The sequence below is a fragment of the Acetivibrio straminisolvens JCM 21531 genome, assembly GCF_000521465.1.
In the GTDB taxonomy this organism is placed as follows: domain Bacteria; phylum Bacillota; class Clostridia; order Acetivibrionales; family Acetivibrionaceae; genus Hungateiclostridium; species Hungateiclostridium straminisolvens.
In genome coordinates this window covers 1-18,543 of the sequence record NZ_BAVR01000069.1, presented here as the reverse complement: position 1 = coordinate 18,543, position 18,543 = coordinate 1, and the positions used below count along the sequence as shown (strand labels likewise).

Below are 18,543 nucleotides of genomic sequence, written 5' to 3'. Positions count from 1 at the left end.
GACGATTGGGGGACGCAGTGGAGGCTGTGCCAGGGAAAAGTTTCAATCCTTGTTTTACTGGAAGTACCTCTTCAACCTGATATGAAGACTGTAATTCATAATTCTTTGATAAGAGTTTCAATCCTTGTTTTACTGGAAGTACCTCTTCAACCCCAGTACAGCATGGAATTGGGGTTGTTTGAGATGTTTCAATCCTTGTTTTACTGGAAGTACCTCTTCAACGCTATCATCCGAGGGGGCCATAACCGCAGACATCAGTTTCAATCCTTGTTTTACTGGAAGTACCTCTTCAACTTCTTCAACACTGTCTTTACACATCATCAGGTAATAGAAGGTTTCAATCCTTGTTTTACTGGAAGTACCTCTTCAACAAGAATGTGAGAAATACAATTCAAGAAGTCAAAGTTGAGTTTCAATCCTTGTTTTACTGGAAGTACCTCTTCAACAGTCCTCAAGGCGATATTCCTTAAATATCAAGGCTTACAAGATTTTTTTGACTGAACTTTTTTGTGCTCATTTCGAGAAAAATCGCCTAAAACATACCATTTTTTATTCGATTTTTTGTTATCAACATAGGCTTCTACACCAGTATTGTCAAGGCTTCAAGAACCTCCATTCCAAATTTTCCAATAATTTTGCATCCACATTTTGTAAATTCACTTGACATCTCAATTAAAAAATAACATAATCTAACTTTAATTTCAATACTTTATTTACTCTTCTACATATTAATTCTCGTTTATATTTTTATAAACTCACATGCTGCAAACAGCTCTTCTTTATCTATTCCTTCTATATAACACAATAAATTCATATAATTTTCAACCACTTTTTTGAATTCACTGTATTTCTCTTTACTAATAAACTCATAGCCATGGGCAAAAATACTATTATTTCTAGCATCAACCTTGCTTCTCAGTTTACTCTTTATGACATTGCTTTTAGCCTTATTTGATATGTCTCGCGCTTTAAATTCATTTTCACTCCTAACTCTTTATATACTTCGATATAAACAGTCGCTTTCCTTGTTTTTGTAAGATAATATATAATACTCCCCATTGTCAAGACAATTTTTTAACTTTTCTAAGTTAGATTCTCCTTTCTATAATTTTTATAGTATTTACATTTATGCACTCCGTTGGATAGATGTCATGGGCGAGCATAAGTGAGTTCATTTTGACCCTTGACATTTAATGGATATATCCTTTTGTTTCTGGTCTGTTATAACAGACCGGATGCCTTCCAGCGAGGACAGGTTAGGGCAGTGCTCCAAGATTTTACACAACTGCCTAAAACTATTCGTAAAATCCATAATAATATTCTGCCAGCATTTTATAGCCTAACTACTGGTGTGGTCTCATGTTGTTATAATATTCAACATAATCCCTGGCAATTTGACGAAGCTGCTGACATGTTCCACAAACTTCAAGATTAAGCCTTTCCCACTTGAAAGATCGAAAGAAGCGCTCTATCCATTGATAGTCCAGTGCTCTTCCTTTCCCGTTCATAGAAATTTTTATATTGTTACTTTTAAGTAAACTTACGTAATTATCACTAGAAAACTGTGAACCCTGATCACTGTTCATTATTTCAGGTCTCCTATACCGTTTGATCGCCTTTTTTTATTGCCTCTAATTCAAATGTCCTACCCAAAATTCGATAACTCAAATCTAACAATATACCGGGAATATCAGTCTATTATAACTATCGTCTACATAAATCCACGTTTATGACGGCAATATGTTATATCTATAGACCATACCTGGTTGGAATGATTTCTTTTCTTATCTTTCAATCATCTTCATGCAATCTTCGCAGGGCTTAGAATCGGTCAGATTTTTTTAGCCAGGCAATTTCATATGATAGTTTGCCAATTTGCTCAGGCGGTTCGTCCTTATCCTTTTCATACGACTGTTTGACCTTCCCTACTTCAGCAGCCTCCTTGCTGAAAACTCTGTCTGCATTACTTATGAATTCTGACTTCCAGCGACTTAGCTGACTCGGATGGGTGTAATATTCAGCAGCTATCTTATTCACCGTTCTTTCCTAAAGATCTCAATCACTATTTTTGCTTTTTCTTCCGATGTGATATTTCTTCTGTTTTTCATACTTCTATTCTCTAACTAATTTTGACCGTTTTGTCCGTCTTAATTTGTGGTATCATTATATTTTTTAACATAACAAAAAACTACAAACTAAAATTTAACCCAATTTATTACTGCTTCAAATCTTATATGATTAATCAATAAGCCTCCATTCTTTAGGGTATACCTTTTCACTTAAATTAGCCCATGAAATCCGTTTAGGACGCTGTTTTGTAAAATCTCCATCTTCCTTATTATCTCGCACTCTTTCTTGCTTGCTGTTAACATACTCCTTTAGTCGGCACAACACGCATTTCTTCCCTGCTTTATATGCTTCTTCAAGATATTTGTCAATATACTGAGACTTATTCTCTTTTTCTTCTTTTAACGGCCCGAGTATTAATGACTCAAAAGAATCATCTTCCTTTTCAATATATATGTCTTCAACTTCCACTTTTACATTTCCATAACCATACGGCTTTGCACCTCCAATTAATTCATGACAGCTTTCAATATAATTGCAAAAGTCTTTTAAATCATTGCAATATTTCTTTGAATGAAGAAGTTCTTTTATATCGAGACTAATCAAAAGCAATCCTAATTCTTGAGGTTTTAAATTATAAAAATGTATTCTTCCTTTCATTTGCGAAATAGATTCTTTAGTTATAACTCCTCGAATATTCGTATTATTTTCAATTCCCAGCTTATCAATTTCATCCCATATATGATAGTACTTATATCCCCTCAATTTTGGTTCATTATCTTGGTAAGTTATTAGCTTTGCACCATCAACTTGTTTTAGATACATACCACACGCAGTTGCTGAAGGACTATGAAGTAAAAACTCTCTTGGCTTCAATAACTTTTCTAAATATAATTGTTCTTCTTGTTTTGGTTTATTCAATTCAATATCGATAGCAGAAAAACGTAAACGGGATTTATATGACAAGTATATATATTCTTCATCTCTATTTTGTCCAAAAGTATCTGTTTTTTCTGTCACATATCCAAATAAAGCTTCCGCATAATCAACTCTATTCTTTTCTTTTTCTCCAATTATGTCTCTTAACGAATGCTTGTACCGTATTTTAAAATATGGAGTGCGACCAATACGCTTAACACGCTTGGAAGTTTTATCTTCATTATTTTCTAATTGAAAAAACACAATTAGACCCTCTGGATATTCTTCAATAAGTTTCTCATAATTCTTATTATCAAAAACGTTGTAAAAATTCGCCTTTTCCTTATTTAAACTTTTTTCTCCTTTGGTAAAATGCATCTTTTTATAATTCTGCTTGTAGCTTTCAATTACATCTTCCGGTACTTCAAAAAATACATCTTTATCTTCTTCAGGTTCATTTACAAAATAATGACTCCTTTTCGTCCCTGCATTGGTTGAATTGTATAAATACCCTTTTAGTAACTCTTTCTTCTTTTCACTAGCGCTAGAACTTATATTTTTTATACCGCCATTGATATCTTTTTCATAGAAAAACAGCTTTTGATATGGCTTGTACTTTTTGTTGCTATTTTCCTTAGTTAAATAGTAGTATAACAAATCAATAACTGCCTTTAACATCCATCTCTCCGACATCAACTCAAAAAACTTATCTATATTATTGTTTTTTACAGGCAATTCTTTTAATCTACTATATAACTCTTCTTTTATATTTTCTAATTTATCCCAAAACTTATTAGAGAAAAAGTTTTCTATTATCTCATTGCTTATAATTTTTCTCAAAGGTTTTAATCTTTTAGTAAATGTGAATTCTTCAGTAAATATTGTAGATATGCTTTTATTATAACAAGATATTTGATCCTTATATTCTTCTCTGAGCTTTTTTATTTCGTCAGTTATCTCATTAGCTCTATTTTGAATCTCACTAATTTTATCAAACCACTTTTTATCACTTATTCTAAATAATCTATTTTCTTCATCCAAATTTACTGAAAATCTCTTTATGAGCTCATGTTCTTTTATGGATATAAAAAACTTATTATCAGAAAATTTCTTTGCAGGAACTACAAAAAATTTGATATTATTATCTTTCCTCAAAAAACCAACCCTGATAGACTTTTCAATTCCTTCTTCAATTCCCAGTTCATCTCTATAAGACTCTTTTAAATTCCAAGTAAAATCTCTAAATAACATAGGTGTACAATTAACAAACTGAGGATAGCTCTTGCTCAATATTTCAAGATTTGTCCTCACCCTTCCCCTCATAACACTTCCACTAAGGAAAAATTTATTTTCCTCTTCTATTTCTCTTACTTCAACAGCCAAATCAGTTCTGGGTATTAGTTATATTCAATATATCCGCTTATTCCTTCCTTATTACTGTGCTTTGGAAGTACCTCTCTCTTGTCGCCATCTCTTTTCTTAGTATAAGGATAACGGTATTCTTCAGGAAGTGAAATAAAATTATACGGTAAATCTACATACTGAATAGTTCTCTCATTTTTTCTCACATTTCATCCCTCCGTAACTTATATAGTCCTGTTCTTTTGACATAAGCGATGTGACTTGTTTTGTCATATTCCACATACTCTCTAACTTCCAACCACTTGTAAACATCACAGGAAAAACGTGAATCTATTTTATAACACCTATCTATTTTCTTATATTTTCTCTCCTCTTCATCATGAAATAATGGCTCATACACCCAAATTTCATTACTTTCTCTGGCTATAAAAATCTCCTTTTCTTCATTAAACAAATGAAGTTCAAGTAACTCACCATCCGCAATTGCTTGTTTCAATTCATCGTATCTTTTATCGTCCTTAATCCCAACTAGAATGCGGTCTAACAAATGAGCGATATAGAAACATTCATTTTTAAAAGGATACTTTTCATAAATTTCTTCTAATGAAGTGAATTCCATACAATTCATTTCTGACACCACCTTTTAAACGCTTCAAAATATCTTTTAATAGCTTCCTTTTCTTCATTCGATAAATTTTCCGTAGGAAGACTTTCTTCAAACAATCCCGATATTTTCAGTTGTTTACTTTTAAATTCACCCAAGCCTATAGCCGTCCTGCCTCCAAGCGGAATCAATCCACTTCCAATCCTTCTGAAAATATATATCAATGGGAAAATAAATGGATTATCTTCAGTTTCATCTGTAATCAACTGGCACTTTATTTCTGCTTTTCCGTATACCTCTTTTTGAGTTTTCAATGCCTGGTCAATATTTCCACCTGTAATACGGTCTATCTTTATATAAACAGGGTCTCCATAAACAGGAACTTCCTCTTTTTTGCCATCTCCTTCATCCTTTTTCTCGAATCTTAAAATTTTTATTTCCTCTTCATTTTTTAAATCCACATCGAAGAAAATCAATTTTCCTTTCTGTTCATTATTGCCAAATAACTCTTCAACCTTTTTGTTAACCTTTTCACCTTTAGCAAATTTATTCACTAACACGGTAAATTCATATCGGAATACTCCCCTTAAACTTGTTGCAGGCAAATAATGACCCTTTCCACCCTTTTTTTGCAGTCCGGTTAAACTCTGTTCGCCGGAAACTTTAAATGACTGATATAAACCATAAGGAAAGATACCATCAAGGGTAAAAACTACTTTATTTTTCTTTTTAGAATCGTAATCAAGCAATTTATTTATATCCACATCTATAAATTTCACTTTTTCCGGCTCAAAGATATACAAATCCAATGCTTCTCTGCCGTCGAATATGTATTCTTTTTTGCCTAAATTAGTTAATGTAAATCTGCCAAATCCATTGTTTTGCTGTCCTCCAAGCAAAACATCACCATTTTGGAGTCCTTTCGCCCATGTTCCAATTATATTTTCGAAATTTTCTTCTGAGCAATCATCCTCTACCTCACACTCTATATTAAAAGAAATTTTAGTACCTTCAGGTAAATACTCCAATGAATACTTATGATTTTCTTTGGCAGTTCCGGAATCATAATCAATAGCAGTGCCTTCCTTAATGTGTATTTTTTCATGTCCCGTAATTACACCATCGCTAATATATACGAGACTGTCCAAAAATTCGATTTCTTCACTGTTTGCATCATTTCTATTTTTCCCGTTTATTTTACTGCCGCCCATAAATTTTAAAACAAGTTCTTTATGTTTTTCACAGTCAGATAAGCTTTTTAAATAATCTCTCAACGCTCCCCCAATGGAATTCCCCATCAAAATGGGCTTGCCTTCTGAATTCTTTATTAATTCCCCTTGCTTTTCTCCTCCAAAATATACCGACGAAGTTGCCTCAATATCAAATCTATATACTATTAGTTTATTTGCACAACTGTTCATACTTATATCCCCCCTCTTCGCTTAATATAGAGGCCATGCTTTAGCAAATCCGCAATAAATTCCTTGTTCCGTTCTTTATTCTCTTTATCAAAGTAAAACAGCTTCCCTTGTTGGGTATTCAACTTTTTCTCAGCAAAGCTTTCTAACATTTCATTATTAGGTTTTCTACCGCATAAATACTCCATAACTTGATAAAAATTCTGTCCCGCAACGGATACATATTCATCAATGCGATAATAAGAACGATTAAATTTTATTTCCTCACTGTCAATTAATTTTTTCTGTTCTTGATTATCACAATTTAGCCATTTATCAACTATATCTTCCATGTTTTTTAACTGGGAAGTATTTAGTTTATCGGAAATATAAAACCTTTCATCGCTGTTATCTATATAATTCTCATTACCCGCATTCTCAAAATACCTAAAGCAAAGCATGTTCAACCACCGTTTTTTAGCTTCTCCCATCCCATTCAACAGTACATTGAATGTTGCTCTTCTTTCATCTTCACTTAATATAGAATCTAAATCTATATTTGACCCATTGTTAAAATTAACAGTAACTCTTTTTTCTTTTATAAACATCTTCTTAGGGTAATTTACATTAACCATAAGCCAACCATAACCATCTTGAGTACGACTGCCAATAAGTTTTTCTTCTAAATATTCTTTTAACTTCTTCAGTTCATCTGAATTTAATGCTTCTGAAAACGTATACTTCAATGTTGAACCAGCTTTTAAAGTTGTTTCCTTTGGATATCTTGCTTTCCATGTGGTGTTATAACCTTCTGTACAACCTGTCTTTACAAATTTATTTTTTAATTCAGCTTTTTTATTTGTTACTTTCTTAAAATAACATTCAGGAAGTTCTCCTATTGGCTGACCATACTTATCTCTAAATATACAATCGGATAAACATGTAATAACAAGTTCCTTTATTTCTTTTTCATTTTTTTCATTTTCTTCATTTTTCTTTTCATCGTTATCCTTTAAATCAAGCTTAATTCCTAATGTTTTTTTAACTTCTTCGAAATCGGTTAACGACTCAGATAAACACTCCATTTCACTTTTTCCATATCCGGAACCTTTAGAACCACCTAAATAAATGATTCTCTTTTCTTTAAATAAGTCTCTCATTTGTTCCTCAATCTTCAAATTATACTTAATAATGCCTCTGAAGACTTGTCCAACTGAAATTGCCTGATAGCGGAATAAATTTTCCCGTTCTCTACTGTTATCATTTTCTTTATTATTTTTCTCAGCATCTTCATTAAGGCGGTTTTTTGTAGTTGAATGGTGTAATCTATATTCTTTTGCAATTTTTATGCCTCTTAAACAACCATTCTCTTCTGTTACAAAAGAGTATTCTGGATAGTTTTTAATCTTTGATTCACCGATTTTAGATTCGACTTCAAATAAGTCAGCTAATGTTATTTCGCCATCATTATTCATTGTTTTTTTAATTTTTCTCCACTCATGCTTATCTACCCTTAAATGCATCGGTATAGGTAAATAAAGGTGTCCTTCCGCATATGGGTAAGCATTGTAACATTCCATACCGAGTAAAAAATCATTTTTTGATTCATCATTAAACAGCCCGGATTTTATAAGCTGTGCAATAATAGCTCCACGAATTGTAGATCCAGGTATGTAGTCTGTAGATGGTTCACTATACTTACTTTGTCTTCCGATAGCTCCAATTTTAAGGGGTTCTAAATTCCGAATCTCAATAACACTATATTTATACATTCTTTCCCTCCTCAGAAACCTTATTAATTATCTACAGCAAATATCCGTGTCTTCAAATAGAAGATGAGCTTCTATTTCCCCTCTTCCACGATGTATCCCAGCTCCTATTCTTCGGAAAGAACGTATAATACGCGATAAATCTTTTAATAAATCAGGTTCATTAGTCTCAGAAACATCTTCTTCAAAAGATATCGTGGAATAAAACGTAAGACCGTCTTTTACCGTATGAAAGCTATGAAACATTTTGTCTTTTACTATTCCATCATCAAGTTGAATATTTGTTCGAATGTTGGTTTGAGCTTCTATCAAGTCATGAGGAGAAATCCTATAGTAATCATTCTCTTTGTCTTCGTTTTGAAGATTTATAAAATAGTTTCTTATAGCAATATCAAGTTCCAAATTACTAAGCCGCATAAGGCCAGGGCTTTTCCACTTACTTTCATATTCTTTTACATATTTTTTTATAATCTCTTTTTCATCTTCGTTAGGTTCTCCAAATAATTTTTCATAAGATTTAATAAAAGAAGCAGCATGATTTGTACCTTTAATGTAATCGATTTTCGCATATTGCTTTAACAACCAGAAAGCTTGGCGTTTAAGCTGTCCCTTTAATGTTTTCGCGTGAAAATATACAAAACCATATGGATCTGACAACACTTTTGTCTGTACAAGATTTCTTTCTCTTTCTCCGCTGTTGAAAATCGCCTCACTACAAATCTTAACTTTAATCTTGTATTCACTCATTTCACCCATCACTTTTTCCCCCTTCAATCTCTGATATGAAAGGTAATATTTCAAGAATATCATTTATTACATATGTATATGTTTTAGAGTCTTTATCCTCTCCGGTTAAAAACATATAATCATCTATTTCATTTTTAAATTTATCCTTTATAATCTTTCTTAAATTTTCACTGCTCTCTTTAATCGTGTCTAAAAAAAGTCTATATTCTTCAATACCTCCATACATATGCCTTTTTAAACCTTCCAAGAAAGAATTGCTGATAGTTTCCTTCTCTCTTTGAATATTTCTGATAGCCTTAATAAAAGCACCATAGTTGATAATGCCATCTGATACAGGGTTTTCTTGATCAACGCACAACGGTTTAATGTGAAATATCTCTTTGATATCTCTATTTCTCACACATTGTTCATATTTAAAGCCTCTTTCTACTTGGCTTTGAACTACTTCCCAGTTAATAAATGAATTTTTTAATTCCCCTGGAGACGGCTTTGCTAAATGTGTAATTTCTTTTGCTTCACGACACAAGTGCTCAGAAACTTTTACTGCTTCAAAAAAAGGATATGAATACCTTGCAATTGCAACCCCTGCACAAGCAGTAAGATAATCTTGAACCATATATTGCTTTAGAACTTCATTATTTTTTGAAGTTTCTTTTATTCTTCGAATTATTCCTGCCGCAATTTCAATTGCGTGCTCTGCCTTAACAATTAGACAAATATCATCACCCGCTTGTAATACCGGCGTAAAATGCAATTTTTCATCTTTTATTTTTAGAGAATATTCTTTTAACTCATCTATTAAAGAGCTATAATACACTTTATCTATTTCTTTGCTAAATTTGCTTAATTCGTCAAATTGATTTATCTTTCCTACCATATCTCCCATCTTATTACCATCAATTGTAATTACGCCGATGTAGCTTTTTCCGTCATTATGATCCTTATAGTCTTGAAGCTTGTTAGTCACATTTATCTTAGTATCTTTAAAAGCCTCATTGTATTTTTCTAATAAATATATCTGAACTACTTTTTCACTATCTTCTGAATCTTTTTCTTTTAAATCCCCTTTTTCTACTGGCTTTCCGTTTTCTCCAATTTTCTCAACACCATAAGTCCATCGTTTAAAACGTGATTGTCGAGAATCTTTTAATTTATCCGCTCTTTCTATTAACTTTTTTCTAATTTTAGAATCTTTATCATTCTCAGACTCTACTTCGTTTTCATTTACCATACTGATATATAACTCTAACTCAGGATAAGCCTTTAATATTTCAAAAGAATATCCTTTTATAAAATGAATTGCTTTTTCTTCGTCACAAAAACGAATTATACTGTTTCCGCCACCAGAATATTCAAAACAATATTGATTTTGAAAATTGTCATTTAAATATTTCTGTAAAGGATTAACTTTCAAACCTTGAAGAATTTCTCGATCTAATTCTTCACATTCTACAGTTAATTTTTCTGTAACTGCTTTAATCACAAAGGAATTGTAAAGATTTTCCTTTAATTTGCTATCTTTGTAAATAAACTCTTGTTTACGAGATACATCTAAATATACATAGCAATTCATATCCTTCTAGCTATCCCCTTTCTTTAAATTTTAGATTTTTTATTTTTCTCTTCATCTGTTTTATTTTTTGCTTCTTGGATTATTTCTCTGAATATCTTTGCATAAGCAAAGTGTGGAAAAGGCATCGGGTTGTTTATTAGCATTAACAGTTGGTTCAGTTGGAGATTCAATGAAAGAAGGGGATTTTTATCTTTGCCGTCACTATCATAAATTTTTAAATCTTTGAGTGTTCTGTTTATCTCGAATTTGCATTTTTTGTCTTCTCCATCTGCAAAAAGATAATCTATAATGAATTCTTTTAGACAACTATTCATTTCTAAATATTTTTCAGATTCTTTTGGTAAACGATTTCCTCCTTCTTCGGTATATAAAATTTTTAAATTTTCTTCACATCCATTTAACTCTTTTGCCCACCATTCTAAAGTTTTATCTTCATTTTTATTCAAAACATTAAAAGTATTATCACCATCTTTAATAATAATAAAATCAAACTCATCACCATACTTCTCTTTTATATTTTCACCTGCCTTATCACCACAATCCTTTATTGTAGCTAAAATCTTAATGGGTCTTGTTCTGAGTTGAGACTTATTTGTTATTGCACATGAAAATCCATTAACAATCCTTACAATTCCTGAAGGATTAGGCAATAATTGATTTATACTCTTAACCCAATCGTCTAGTGAAGTTTCTTTTGGTGATTTACTTTTACACTCAATTACAACAGCTACAGCCTCAATAGGTATAAATTTTAGAGCATTATATTGAAATACATATGGTGTATATTGTTCATCATACACAGCTATATCTACTTCTTTTGAAACGTTTCCAAAAGAATCAATTATCATTACTCCTTGAGACAATGAAAATTTTAGGAATTATATCTCTAAAAAATTCATCCACATTTGTTCTCTATTTTCGCCCGTGATTACTCCATGTAACGATGCAATTTTCATTTCCTCAGCCATCATACGATTCATATTCATATAGTTATCATGAATCTTTTTAAATATTTCTTTTTTTTCGTTTATATTTTTCTTTACTTCATTCATACAATAATTCTCCTTTCACTAATTTACATTTATTTGGGTAATATGATTAATAGTCCCTACTACACAAAACCACCACTAACCCTTTCCACCGTACCAAAGCCCCTTGCCACCGACTTACCCAATCCCAGGTGGTCCGGTATCATAAAATTAGCCATAAATCCACCCTTAAATCCAATCATCTTCCTATTCTTATAATTAACCTCAACAGGCCGCAGCTTAATAAGCACCTCAATTGGCTTGTCCACCCAATAACCCAGACCTTTTGCCATAGACAGTATATTTCCGGTAAGAACCTTCTTTAAAATATCCGTCCTCTTATCCAAACCCGAATTTACAAACCTGTCATAGTTCTCCTGATTCAGTGCCAGCCAAGGTGTCAAAAATCTATATTCAATCATCCCTTCAGCTGTCCCAAGCTCCTTAGTCTTTAGCACATAACCCTTTTCCAAAATACTCATAACCTTGTCCTTCATATCAATTTCCTTCACGTCATAAAAAATATCTATCAATATCTTTGAAGCTTCATTAATTGCAATGATATTCGGCACTCCACCTATAGATTTATATTGTATTACCGGATAGCCATAATTAAATTTATCCTCTCCAATGTGATTATGAAGCTCAAGATACTGAGGAAACTTTCCTGCCAAATATCCCCTTATCTTAGGCACATCCCTGCTTTCAATCCTGTTGCCTTCCAATCTTACCGTTAACATCTTAATATCCAAGCCAATTCCCCCATTAAAAAAAAGTAATCTTTCTCCAAGTCCCTCATAAAGCCTGTGTCTTCATCATAGGCATTAAAAACCATTTCTCTGCTCACAAAAGTTATGTCCTTTTCATCAATATCTACCTGCTTTCTCACAGCAAATTCAGGAAGACTCAGCACATACATATACAAGTCTTTTTTGTGCCGATTAAACTTCCTTTTCCGCTCAAATCTATCCTTAATTTTCTTTATACTCTGATACTCTTGCCATACTTTTGCTGCATCATCATCTATTTCAATAAACACATCCACCGTTTTAAATTCCTGACGTATAAGTTCAAATACCCCGGAATTTTTGTCATCCTTCCCACTCTCAAAAGCTTCCCTGTAACGAAGCTCCTTTATACAGTCCAATAGTTTTTGACTTTCATCACTTCCATGGTTTTTCAATCCCATGTAATATTTTTCAGCCAGATAAAAAATCTCCTTTTCCTCAATCATCTCAAAGCCTGAAAGAGCATTTCTCGTCTCCTCTATCAATACATTATCGTAGATATATGCCGCATAGGGCCTGTCATAATGATTCTCATTTGTCAAATTTACCAGCGTGACAAGACCTTTTTTATCGCCCCATTCGCGATTGCATCTTCCCGCTGTCTGGTTTATGCTGTCCATCGGACCAAAATCCCTGTAAACCCGGTCAATATCAATATCCACTCCGGCTTCAATCATCTGGGTTGATACAATTATCTTACGATTTTTGCTTTTCTTTATTTTCTTTATTCTTTCAAGCCTCTCCTTCGGAATAATATTGGTCGACAGATAATAAATCTCTGCGCTGTCTCCAAACTCCTCTTTTATAAATGAATATACATCAATGGAAGTCCTGATGGTATTCATAACTATCAAAAAGTCGTCCTCTTCAAAACGGTAAATATCATCCGAAAGCAATGCTTTGTATTCGTCAATTGTCAACTTCTCCGATACTCTTTTTGCATTAATGGTTATACGGCTAAACTCTTCAAAATATTTCCTCTTATTCTTGGCCAACTCATATATTTCCTTACTTTCTTCAGAGAAAATCAACGGCATGGTCGCAGTCATAAAAATAAAATGACAGTTAAGATACCTTGCATGGCAGTAAAAGTTTCCCGCACCAGATTCCAATACCTGTGGGGTATACTCTGTACCTCGTCCAATATTATTATGGAATTAACAATGTTGTGGAACTTTTTAAGCTTTCTGTTCCTGTTTGTAAATATGGAATGCAAAAGCTGCACAAAGGTACTCACAACTATTTCCGAATCCCACGACTCCACAAGATGCTCGGAAACACTGTCACTTAAGCTCTCCATTTCCCCTTCTTTTTCCCATTGATAAACTCTCTGCGATAAATAATGATGTTTTAGAAGTACATTGGACTCGGTTGTGCCCAAGACTTTCTGAAAAACATCAAAATTCTGCTCAATTATCGAAGTAAAGGGAAGTACATAAATTATTCTCGGGTTATATCCCTTCTCCTCAATTAATCTCTCCTTCAATCGCAGAGCAGCTTTAAGAGCTGTAAGCGTTTTGCCGGAACCGGTAGGAAGGTTTATGGATAATATCTTTTCCTCAAGCGGAAGGTTTTCGACACTGTTTAAAACATCTTGATATGCCTTGTTTCGCCACTCGGCCATACGAATATTCTTTACTTCAAGACCTTCTTTGAATTTATCCACACAATCCGACGACAGCTTGGGTCTTCTGGTATTTTTGTCGATAAAGTCTTCAATATTTATATTTTCGCTGTTGTATATAGCCTCAAGCTTATCGGAAAAAATCAATAAAGAAAACAGAAAGTTAATCAATAAGAAAGTTTCAAAACCCATTAATTCTTTTACTTTATTCCTGACCTTTCTGGAAGTAAGATAATCAATGTCATTCCCAAACTCATCAACCGTATAATTTGATATGTCAAAATCAATTCCAAGCCCGGTTATAACTTCCTGAAGTTTGCCTCTATCAATACTTTCAAACTGCTGCTTCAAAAGAGTTTTATTTTTCTCATCTCCGCTTAATACAGAAATAAAATTTGCAAAATTATCAAGTTCACCATGATGTTTCGAAACCACCATATAAGACAAAAAAGCAAGGATTTCATTCTTCATAACTGTGTTCACAATTTTAAAGGATAAAACCCCTGATAAAAGACCGTGTCTTTTTTTCATCATTCTTTTGCGAATTGCTGTCCACACTTCTTATGTAATACTGAAAATATGATGTAGCCTTGCCAAGATCATGGGTAAGTAAATTCAGCCTGTTTAATTCGCGCACATCCTCCTCAGAAAAATTCTCAAATCCAGTCTTTTTCCGCATCAGAATACAATCCCCGATTAAAAACACATTTTTCAAATGATCCAAAAGCGGCTTTCCCGGGTGTGAAAGCAACATTTCCCCACCTCTTATATAATCAAAATATTTTCATCTATTCCTTCAATTCTAATATAAGAATCTGTTTTTGCCCTGATTTTATAGCTGTTTCTTTCAAACAACACCTCTCTATACTCCTTCACGTTTCTGCCGGCATCCATTTCCATCGGTATGGTTTCCGTAAAATACTCCCTGTTATCTTCGTACTCAACATCACCTTTTTTCAGTATATCTAGAGGTATAACACTTGAAAACTCCACAACCTCTTTATTTCCATCCACTTCATGCCCGTCAAATTCACCGACAAAAGTATAGTTAGCAAGGTTTTCGCTAAGCCCCATACTGATTGTATAAACTGTGCTGTGGTCATTTAGCAGCTCTTTTAATCTTTCATAAATCTCTTTATCTGTATGAGTAAAATAAATTCTATAGCATACATCCTTCAAGAACTCAATCTTTATCTGTGTACGTTCATGAATTATATTCATAGATTTTTTCGTGTTAACTAAATTCTCACTTATTCTAACCTTTTTTACAGGACTTCTTATTCCTATTGCAATTTTAGCTTGAGCCTTTGTAAAATGCTTCTGATAGTCTTCTTTCCCAACCCCCAATATGGCCGCAATTATCCCTGAAACAGCAGTCCTGGTTGGAATTGAATATGTAAGGAGATGTTGTAGTATAAGGTTTTTTGAAATGGCCGTAAGAGGCACTAATATCAAAAACCAGATATTTTTCAGTCATTTATCTTCCTCTCTCTAAAAAGTTTTTTCCTCAAATTTTATTTCTTTTATATCCTTCAAATTAATTTCCTGACCTTTATAGCAAAGCTTTAAATTTTGTCTGCAACAAACACAACTTTTTCTATTTTATCGCTGTAATGCGCCAGCTCATCTATAAGCTCATCCAATTTAATTGAGAAGTCCTTAATTGATCTGATTTTTTCTTCTTCCGTGTCAAAGCCAGGAGCTATTCGATTTTGCAAATCCCCTATAAAGAAATTCTGTCCTGCTTTATATACCACCCTGAGCATAAGTCTTGGCATGTGCCCCATCTTAGAGCGGGTAATGAGATTTTTTGTACCGTTCCACATAGCCTCGTCCAGCAAATCGACATCTTCATCGGTAAGTCTGGTCTCTTTTGCTGCATTTTCGTTTATTATTCCATGAAAAGCAATAAGAGAATAGGGCAAAATATATTCCTCTCTAAAAGTCTTCTGGGCTTTTCCTTCTCCTGATGCGAATGCACCGGTACCTTTTATATGCTTTAAGTTTACTTTATTTAACGACCTTCCCATGTTGAACTGTACCGGTCCGGTAAATGTTATCGATGCCTTGTCCAAAGGAATTACGCCACCAAATAACCTTATATCTATAGCCTTCTCCAGAATTTCATCCACATTTTCTTTAAAGTCCTTTGCTCTGGCTTTACCGTCCTTTATTCCACCCTTTTCCGATTCAATCTCTCTTACAAATATATCCTTTCCATTGCTTCCATCAAAACCTTTGTAGCTGTATAAATAATCCCTTATGGTTCTTTTAAACCTTACATCTGTTACAATATTAACGCCTGTTTCTTCGTCAATTCTGGGCTTGTTCTCATCCAATGGGTCCCCGTTCGGGTTTGCGTCCGTAACATCATATAAAAACAATATCTCCTGCCTGTTCTCAATCATTATTCCTCATCCTCCCCATCCTTCTTTTCTTCATTAAAGTGCTTTGCAAGGGACATTCCAAGCACAAAGTAAAAACTAATTTCATCATTGGAAATATTTCTTTGGGATTCCTCTCCCAACATGTACATACCGATAAGATATTCCAGCTCCTTATAATAATTCTTGTTATATTCATTTAATTTATTAATGGCTTCGGTATATATTCTTTTTACTATGTTTTTATCCAATTTCAGACCGTTGAGTCTGCTGTAAAAGGGCTTACTTCCTCTTTCCTTGTACTGTATGTTCAGCAACTTTTCAGCCAGTACTCCCGTCAAAAACACTGCCCTCTTATAATCTGAACCGAAAACCTCTTTGTAACTTTCGTTTTCAAAAAAATCGAGATATTTTTTATTCTTTTCGGTCTTCTCAATCATTATTTTTTGCACCTCTTTCCCTTTATCACTAAGCAAATTAAGTTTATCAATAAACATAATGCTCATAAGTGCCTGGAGTACAAGGGACTCGATATATTCTTCCCTTGAAAAAGCACTCCTTATCTTTGAAATCATTCTTCCTAAAGCAAATCTGTAACTTATTTTTTTGTATGTAAACACATTGTTTAGAATCTCGAGAAAGCTCTTGTCAAAATTTCCTTCCGTCTTGCTGTTCGGGAAAAAGGTCCTTATTTTATCAAATCCGAATTTCAAGTCATAAGTTGTTTTATCTTTGCCCGGAAGATTTTTAAATAACTCTATTTCATCTACCTCGTCTTTTACCCTCAATATTTTCTTTACCTTGCTCGGCACAATATCTTCTATATAGAGTAATATTCTAAAAACACTTCCCGACTGTTCTTCTTTAAAAACAAGCATATTGTAGTTGAGATAATTTTTACTGTCTTTCATTATGTCCAGGAAGTCTTTTTCACTTGCAAGAAGATTTTGCTTTGTCGATTCATTAGTAGAAAAGTTCGCGTTCTTTTCAAATTCTTCAAGGGTCTTTATAAATTCCGCTTCATCATATGCATCTCTTATTACTGCTTTAGGAATTACGAAATAATTAAATCCTGAAAATCTGGATGTGAGATTTTCTCTAATGTATTTCTTGCCCTGTTCGAGTTTCTGGGCACAGCAAGCACATACAGGATAGTTCTTCCACGCATTTTCCTGTTTGAATCCACCGGTTACAAAGCCTATTTTATCAACGGTGTAGGAATTATATGTATTGACGAATCCAAAGACTTCACTTTCATTTTTGCAATAATAGCAGATACCTTTACCCTTTGACGTTTTACCGTATTTGCTGTAATACTGCTCATCTAAAATTCTGGCAAGATGATTTCTTATTAATTGGAAATCACCAATATATTTTTCATTATTGTTATCAAATAATGTGACGGTGATAATAAAAGATTCGCCTTTTTTTAACGGAGTGGATTTGACTTTTTCCGTGATATCGTTTTCTATAATTTCCTGACTTGAAGATATGTATCCGTAAATATCGTTTAATATCTTTCGCTCGTCATCGTTTTGATTTGTACTTTTTAAGACATCATTAAATGATATTATTATCTTGTTTAAAGTTTTCGTTGGGTCTGTATACTTTGAAGTAGGTGTTATATCGCCGCCCCTTGCACTTCCCTTTTTGTATGCGTACTTATTTATTTTCTCCGATGATTCTTCATACTCAACGCCACGGTAGGTTATGTTTCCTTTTTCAAGTTCGAATGCAATTTTTAGGACATGATTGTAATTGCCTTTGTCATTAGGATTCTCAATAACTTGAAGATATTCTTCAGCGCCAGTATCTTTCTTGTTAAGTACATACTGTCCTAACTGCAATACTCCCGCAAGCAAGGAGTCACCTTCTTTCAAAGCAGCAAAATTTTATAGCATTATTGTACATCATATAACAAGTAGTGTCAATTAATGTAACTTTTTTCGACAAAACTTGTTGTTTTGCGGCATTTATTAGACTTATTATGTTGTGCTCACCAAATTCCTCTTCATCTATATAACATCAATGACTTGTACAATTTGCATCACCTTCCGTGTTTCAATCCCTTGTTTTAATGGAAGTACCACTTTAACTTTGATACAGCAATATTGCAAGAAGATTGTGCTTTTGGGTTTCAATCCTTGTTTTACTGGAAGTACCATTTCAACACTGGAGCTTTAGGATGGGCTCAGCGACATAACTTAAGTTTCAATCCTTGTTTTACTGGAAGTACCATTTCAACCTTACAAGCAGTACAAGGAGTGCCAGAAGAAATATTA

Annotated in this window: 17 protein-coding genes, 1 pseudogene and 1 CRISPR repeat array; all 18 genes and pseudogenes read right to left on the bottom strand. The window is 33.3% G+C overall.

What is annotated here, in order from left to right; all coding sequences use genetic code 11:
- Window positions 1-39: 39 nt before the first annotated feature.
- Window positions 40-446: a CRISPR direct-repeat array (repeat unit 37 nt; unit sequence GTTTCAATCCTTGTTTTACTGGAAGTACCTCTTCAAC).
- A 293-nt stretch (window positions 447-739) separates the two neighbouring features.
- Window positions 740-931, bottom strand: a complete 192-nt coding sequence (locus tag JCM21531_RS18460) for a hypothetical protein (protein ID WP_407652310.1) — start codon at window positions 929-931, stop codon at window positions 740-742.
- A 412-nt stretch (window positions 932-1,343) separates the two neighbouring features.
- Window positions 1,344-2,108: pseudogene (locus JCM21531_RS17950) on the bottom strand (DDE-type integrase/transposase/recombinase).
- 130 nt (window positions 2,109-2,238) lie between these two features.
- Window positions 2,239-4,368: a hypothetical protein gene (locus tag JCM21531_RS14620; protein ID WP_038291003.1), complete on the bottom strand. Its 2,130-nt coding sequence runs from the start codon at window positions 4,366-4,368 to the stop codon at window positions 2,239-2,241.
- 14 nt (window positions 4,369-4,382) lie between these two features.
- Complete coding sequence (locus JCM21531_RS19025) at window positions 4,383-4,553, bottom strand: hypothetical protein (protein WP_157833694.1); 171 nt, start codon at window positions 4,551-4,553, stop codon at window positions 4,383-4,385.
- Window positions 4,550-4,975 (bottom strand): hypothetical protein, encoded by a 426-nt coding sequence (locus JCM21531_RS14615; protein WP_038291001.1) that lies wholly within the window; start codon window positions 4,973-4,975, stop codon window positions 4,550-4,552. Before JCM21531_RS14615 ends, JCM21531_RS19025 begins: the two co-directional genes overlap by 4 nt.
- Entirely contained in the window at window positions 4,972-6,372 is a 1,401-nt protein-coding gene (locus JCM21531_RS14610; protein WP_038290998.1) for an RAMP superfamily CRISPR-associated protein, read from the bottom strand. The genes JCM21531_RS14615 and JCM21531_RS14610 overlap by 4 nt, the downstream gene beginning before the upstream one ends.
- A 2-nt stretch (window positions 6,373-6,374) precedes the next feature.
- Window positions 6,375-8,120, bottom strand: a complete 1,746-nt coding sequence (locus JCM21531_RS14605; protein ID WP_038290997.1) for an RAMP superfamily CRISPR-associated protein — start codon at window positions 8,118-8,120, stop codon at window positions 6,375-6,377.
- Window positions 8,121-8,147: 27 nt separating this feature from the next.
- The gene (locus tag JCM21531_RS14600) at window positions 8,148-8,873 is read right to left on the bottom strand and encodes an RAMP superfamily CRISPR-associated protein (protein ID WP_038290996.1); all 726 of its coding nucleotides are present in this window, start codon (window positions 8,871-8,873) and stop codon (window positions 8,148-8,150) included.
- Complete coding sequence (locus JCM21531_RS14595) at window positions 8,866-10,437, bottom strand: Cas10/Cmr2 second palm domain-containing protein (protein ID WP_038290993.1); 1,572 nt, start codon at window positions 10,435-10,437, stop codon at window positions 8,866-8,868. The genes JCM21531_RS14600 and JCM21531_RS14595 overlap by 8 nt, the downstream gene beginning before the upstream one ends.
- Window positions 10,438-10,460: 23 nt before the next feature.
- Entirely contained in the window at window positions 10,461-11,300 is an 840-nt protein-coding gene (locus JCM21531_RS14590) for a DUF6602 domain-containing protein (RefSeq protein WP_369347684.1), read from the bottom strand.
- A gap of 15 nt (window positions 11,301-11,315) precedes the next feature.
- Complete coding sequence (locus tag JCM21531_RS19555) at window positions 11,316-11,489, bottom strand: hypothetical protein (protein WP_201768062.1); 174 nt, start codon at window positions 11,487-11,489, stop codon at window positions 11,316-11,318.
- Between the two features lie 59 nt (window positions 11,490-11,548).
- Entirely contained in the window at window positions 11,549-12,217 is a 669-nt protein-coding gene (locus tag JCM21531_RS14585; RefSeq protein ID WP_038290991.1) for a CRISPR-associated endonuclease Cas6, read from the bottom strand.
- Window positions 12,199-13,365, bottom strand: coding sequence for a helicase-related protein (locus JCM21531_RS22630; protein ID WP_243467754.1), 1,167 nt, complete (start codon window positions 13,363-13,365; stop codon window positions 12,199-12,201). The genes JCM21531_RS14585 and JCM21531_RS22630 overlap by 19 nt, the downstream gene beginning before the upstream one ends.
- Window positions 13,299-14,348 carry a DEAD/DEAH box helicase family protein gene (locus tag JCM21531_RS22625; RefSeq protein ID WP_243467753.1) on the bottom strand — a complete coding sequence of 350 codons (1,050 nt, stop codon included), beginning with the start codon at window positions 14,346-14,348 and terminating at the stop codon, window positions 13,299-13,301. Before JCM21531_RS22625 ends, JCM21531_RS22630 begins: the two co-directional genes overlap by 67 nt.
- 16 nt (window positions 14,349-14,364) lie before the next feature.
- Entirely contained in the window at window positions 14,365-14,631 is a 267-nt protein-coding gene (locus tag JCM21531_RS22620; protein ID WP_243467752.1) for a CRISPR-associated endonuclease Cas3'', read from the bottom strand.
- 11 nt (window positions 14,632-14,642) lie between these two features.
- Entirely contained in the window at window positions 14,643-15,323 is a 681-nt protein-coding gene (cas5b, locus tag JCM21531_RS14575) for a type I-B CRISPR-associated protein Cas5b (RefSeq protein WP_243467755.1), read from the bottom strand.
- A 119-nt stretch (window positions 15,324-15,442) separates the two neighbouring features.
- Window positions 15,443-16,285 (bottom strand): type I-B CRISPR-associated protein Cas7/Csh2, encoded by an 843-nt coding sequence (gene cas7b / locus JCM21531_RS14570; protein ID WP_117407265.1) that lies wholly within the window; start codon window positions 16,283-16,285, stop codon window positions 15,443-15,445.
- Complete coding sequence (locus JCM21531_RS14565; protein WP_038290989.1) at window positions 16,285-18,123, bottom strand: TIGR02556 family CRISPR-associated protein; 1,839 nt, start codon at window positions 18,121-18,123, stop codon at window positions 16,285-16,287. Before JCM21531_RS14565 ends, cas7b begins: the two co-directional genes overlap by 1 nt.
- Between the last annotated feature and the right edge of the window lie 420 nt (window positions 18,124-18,543).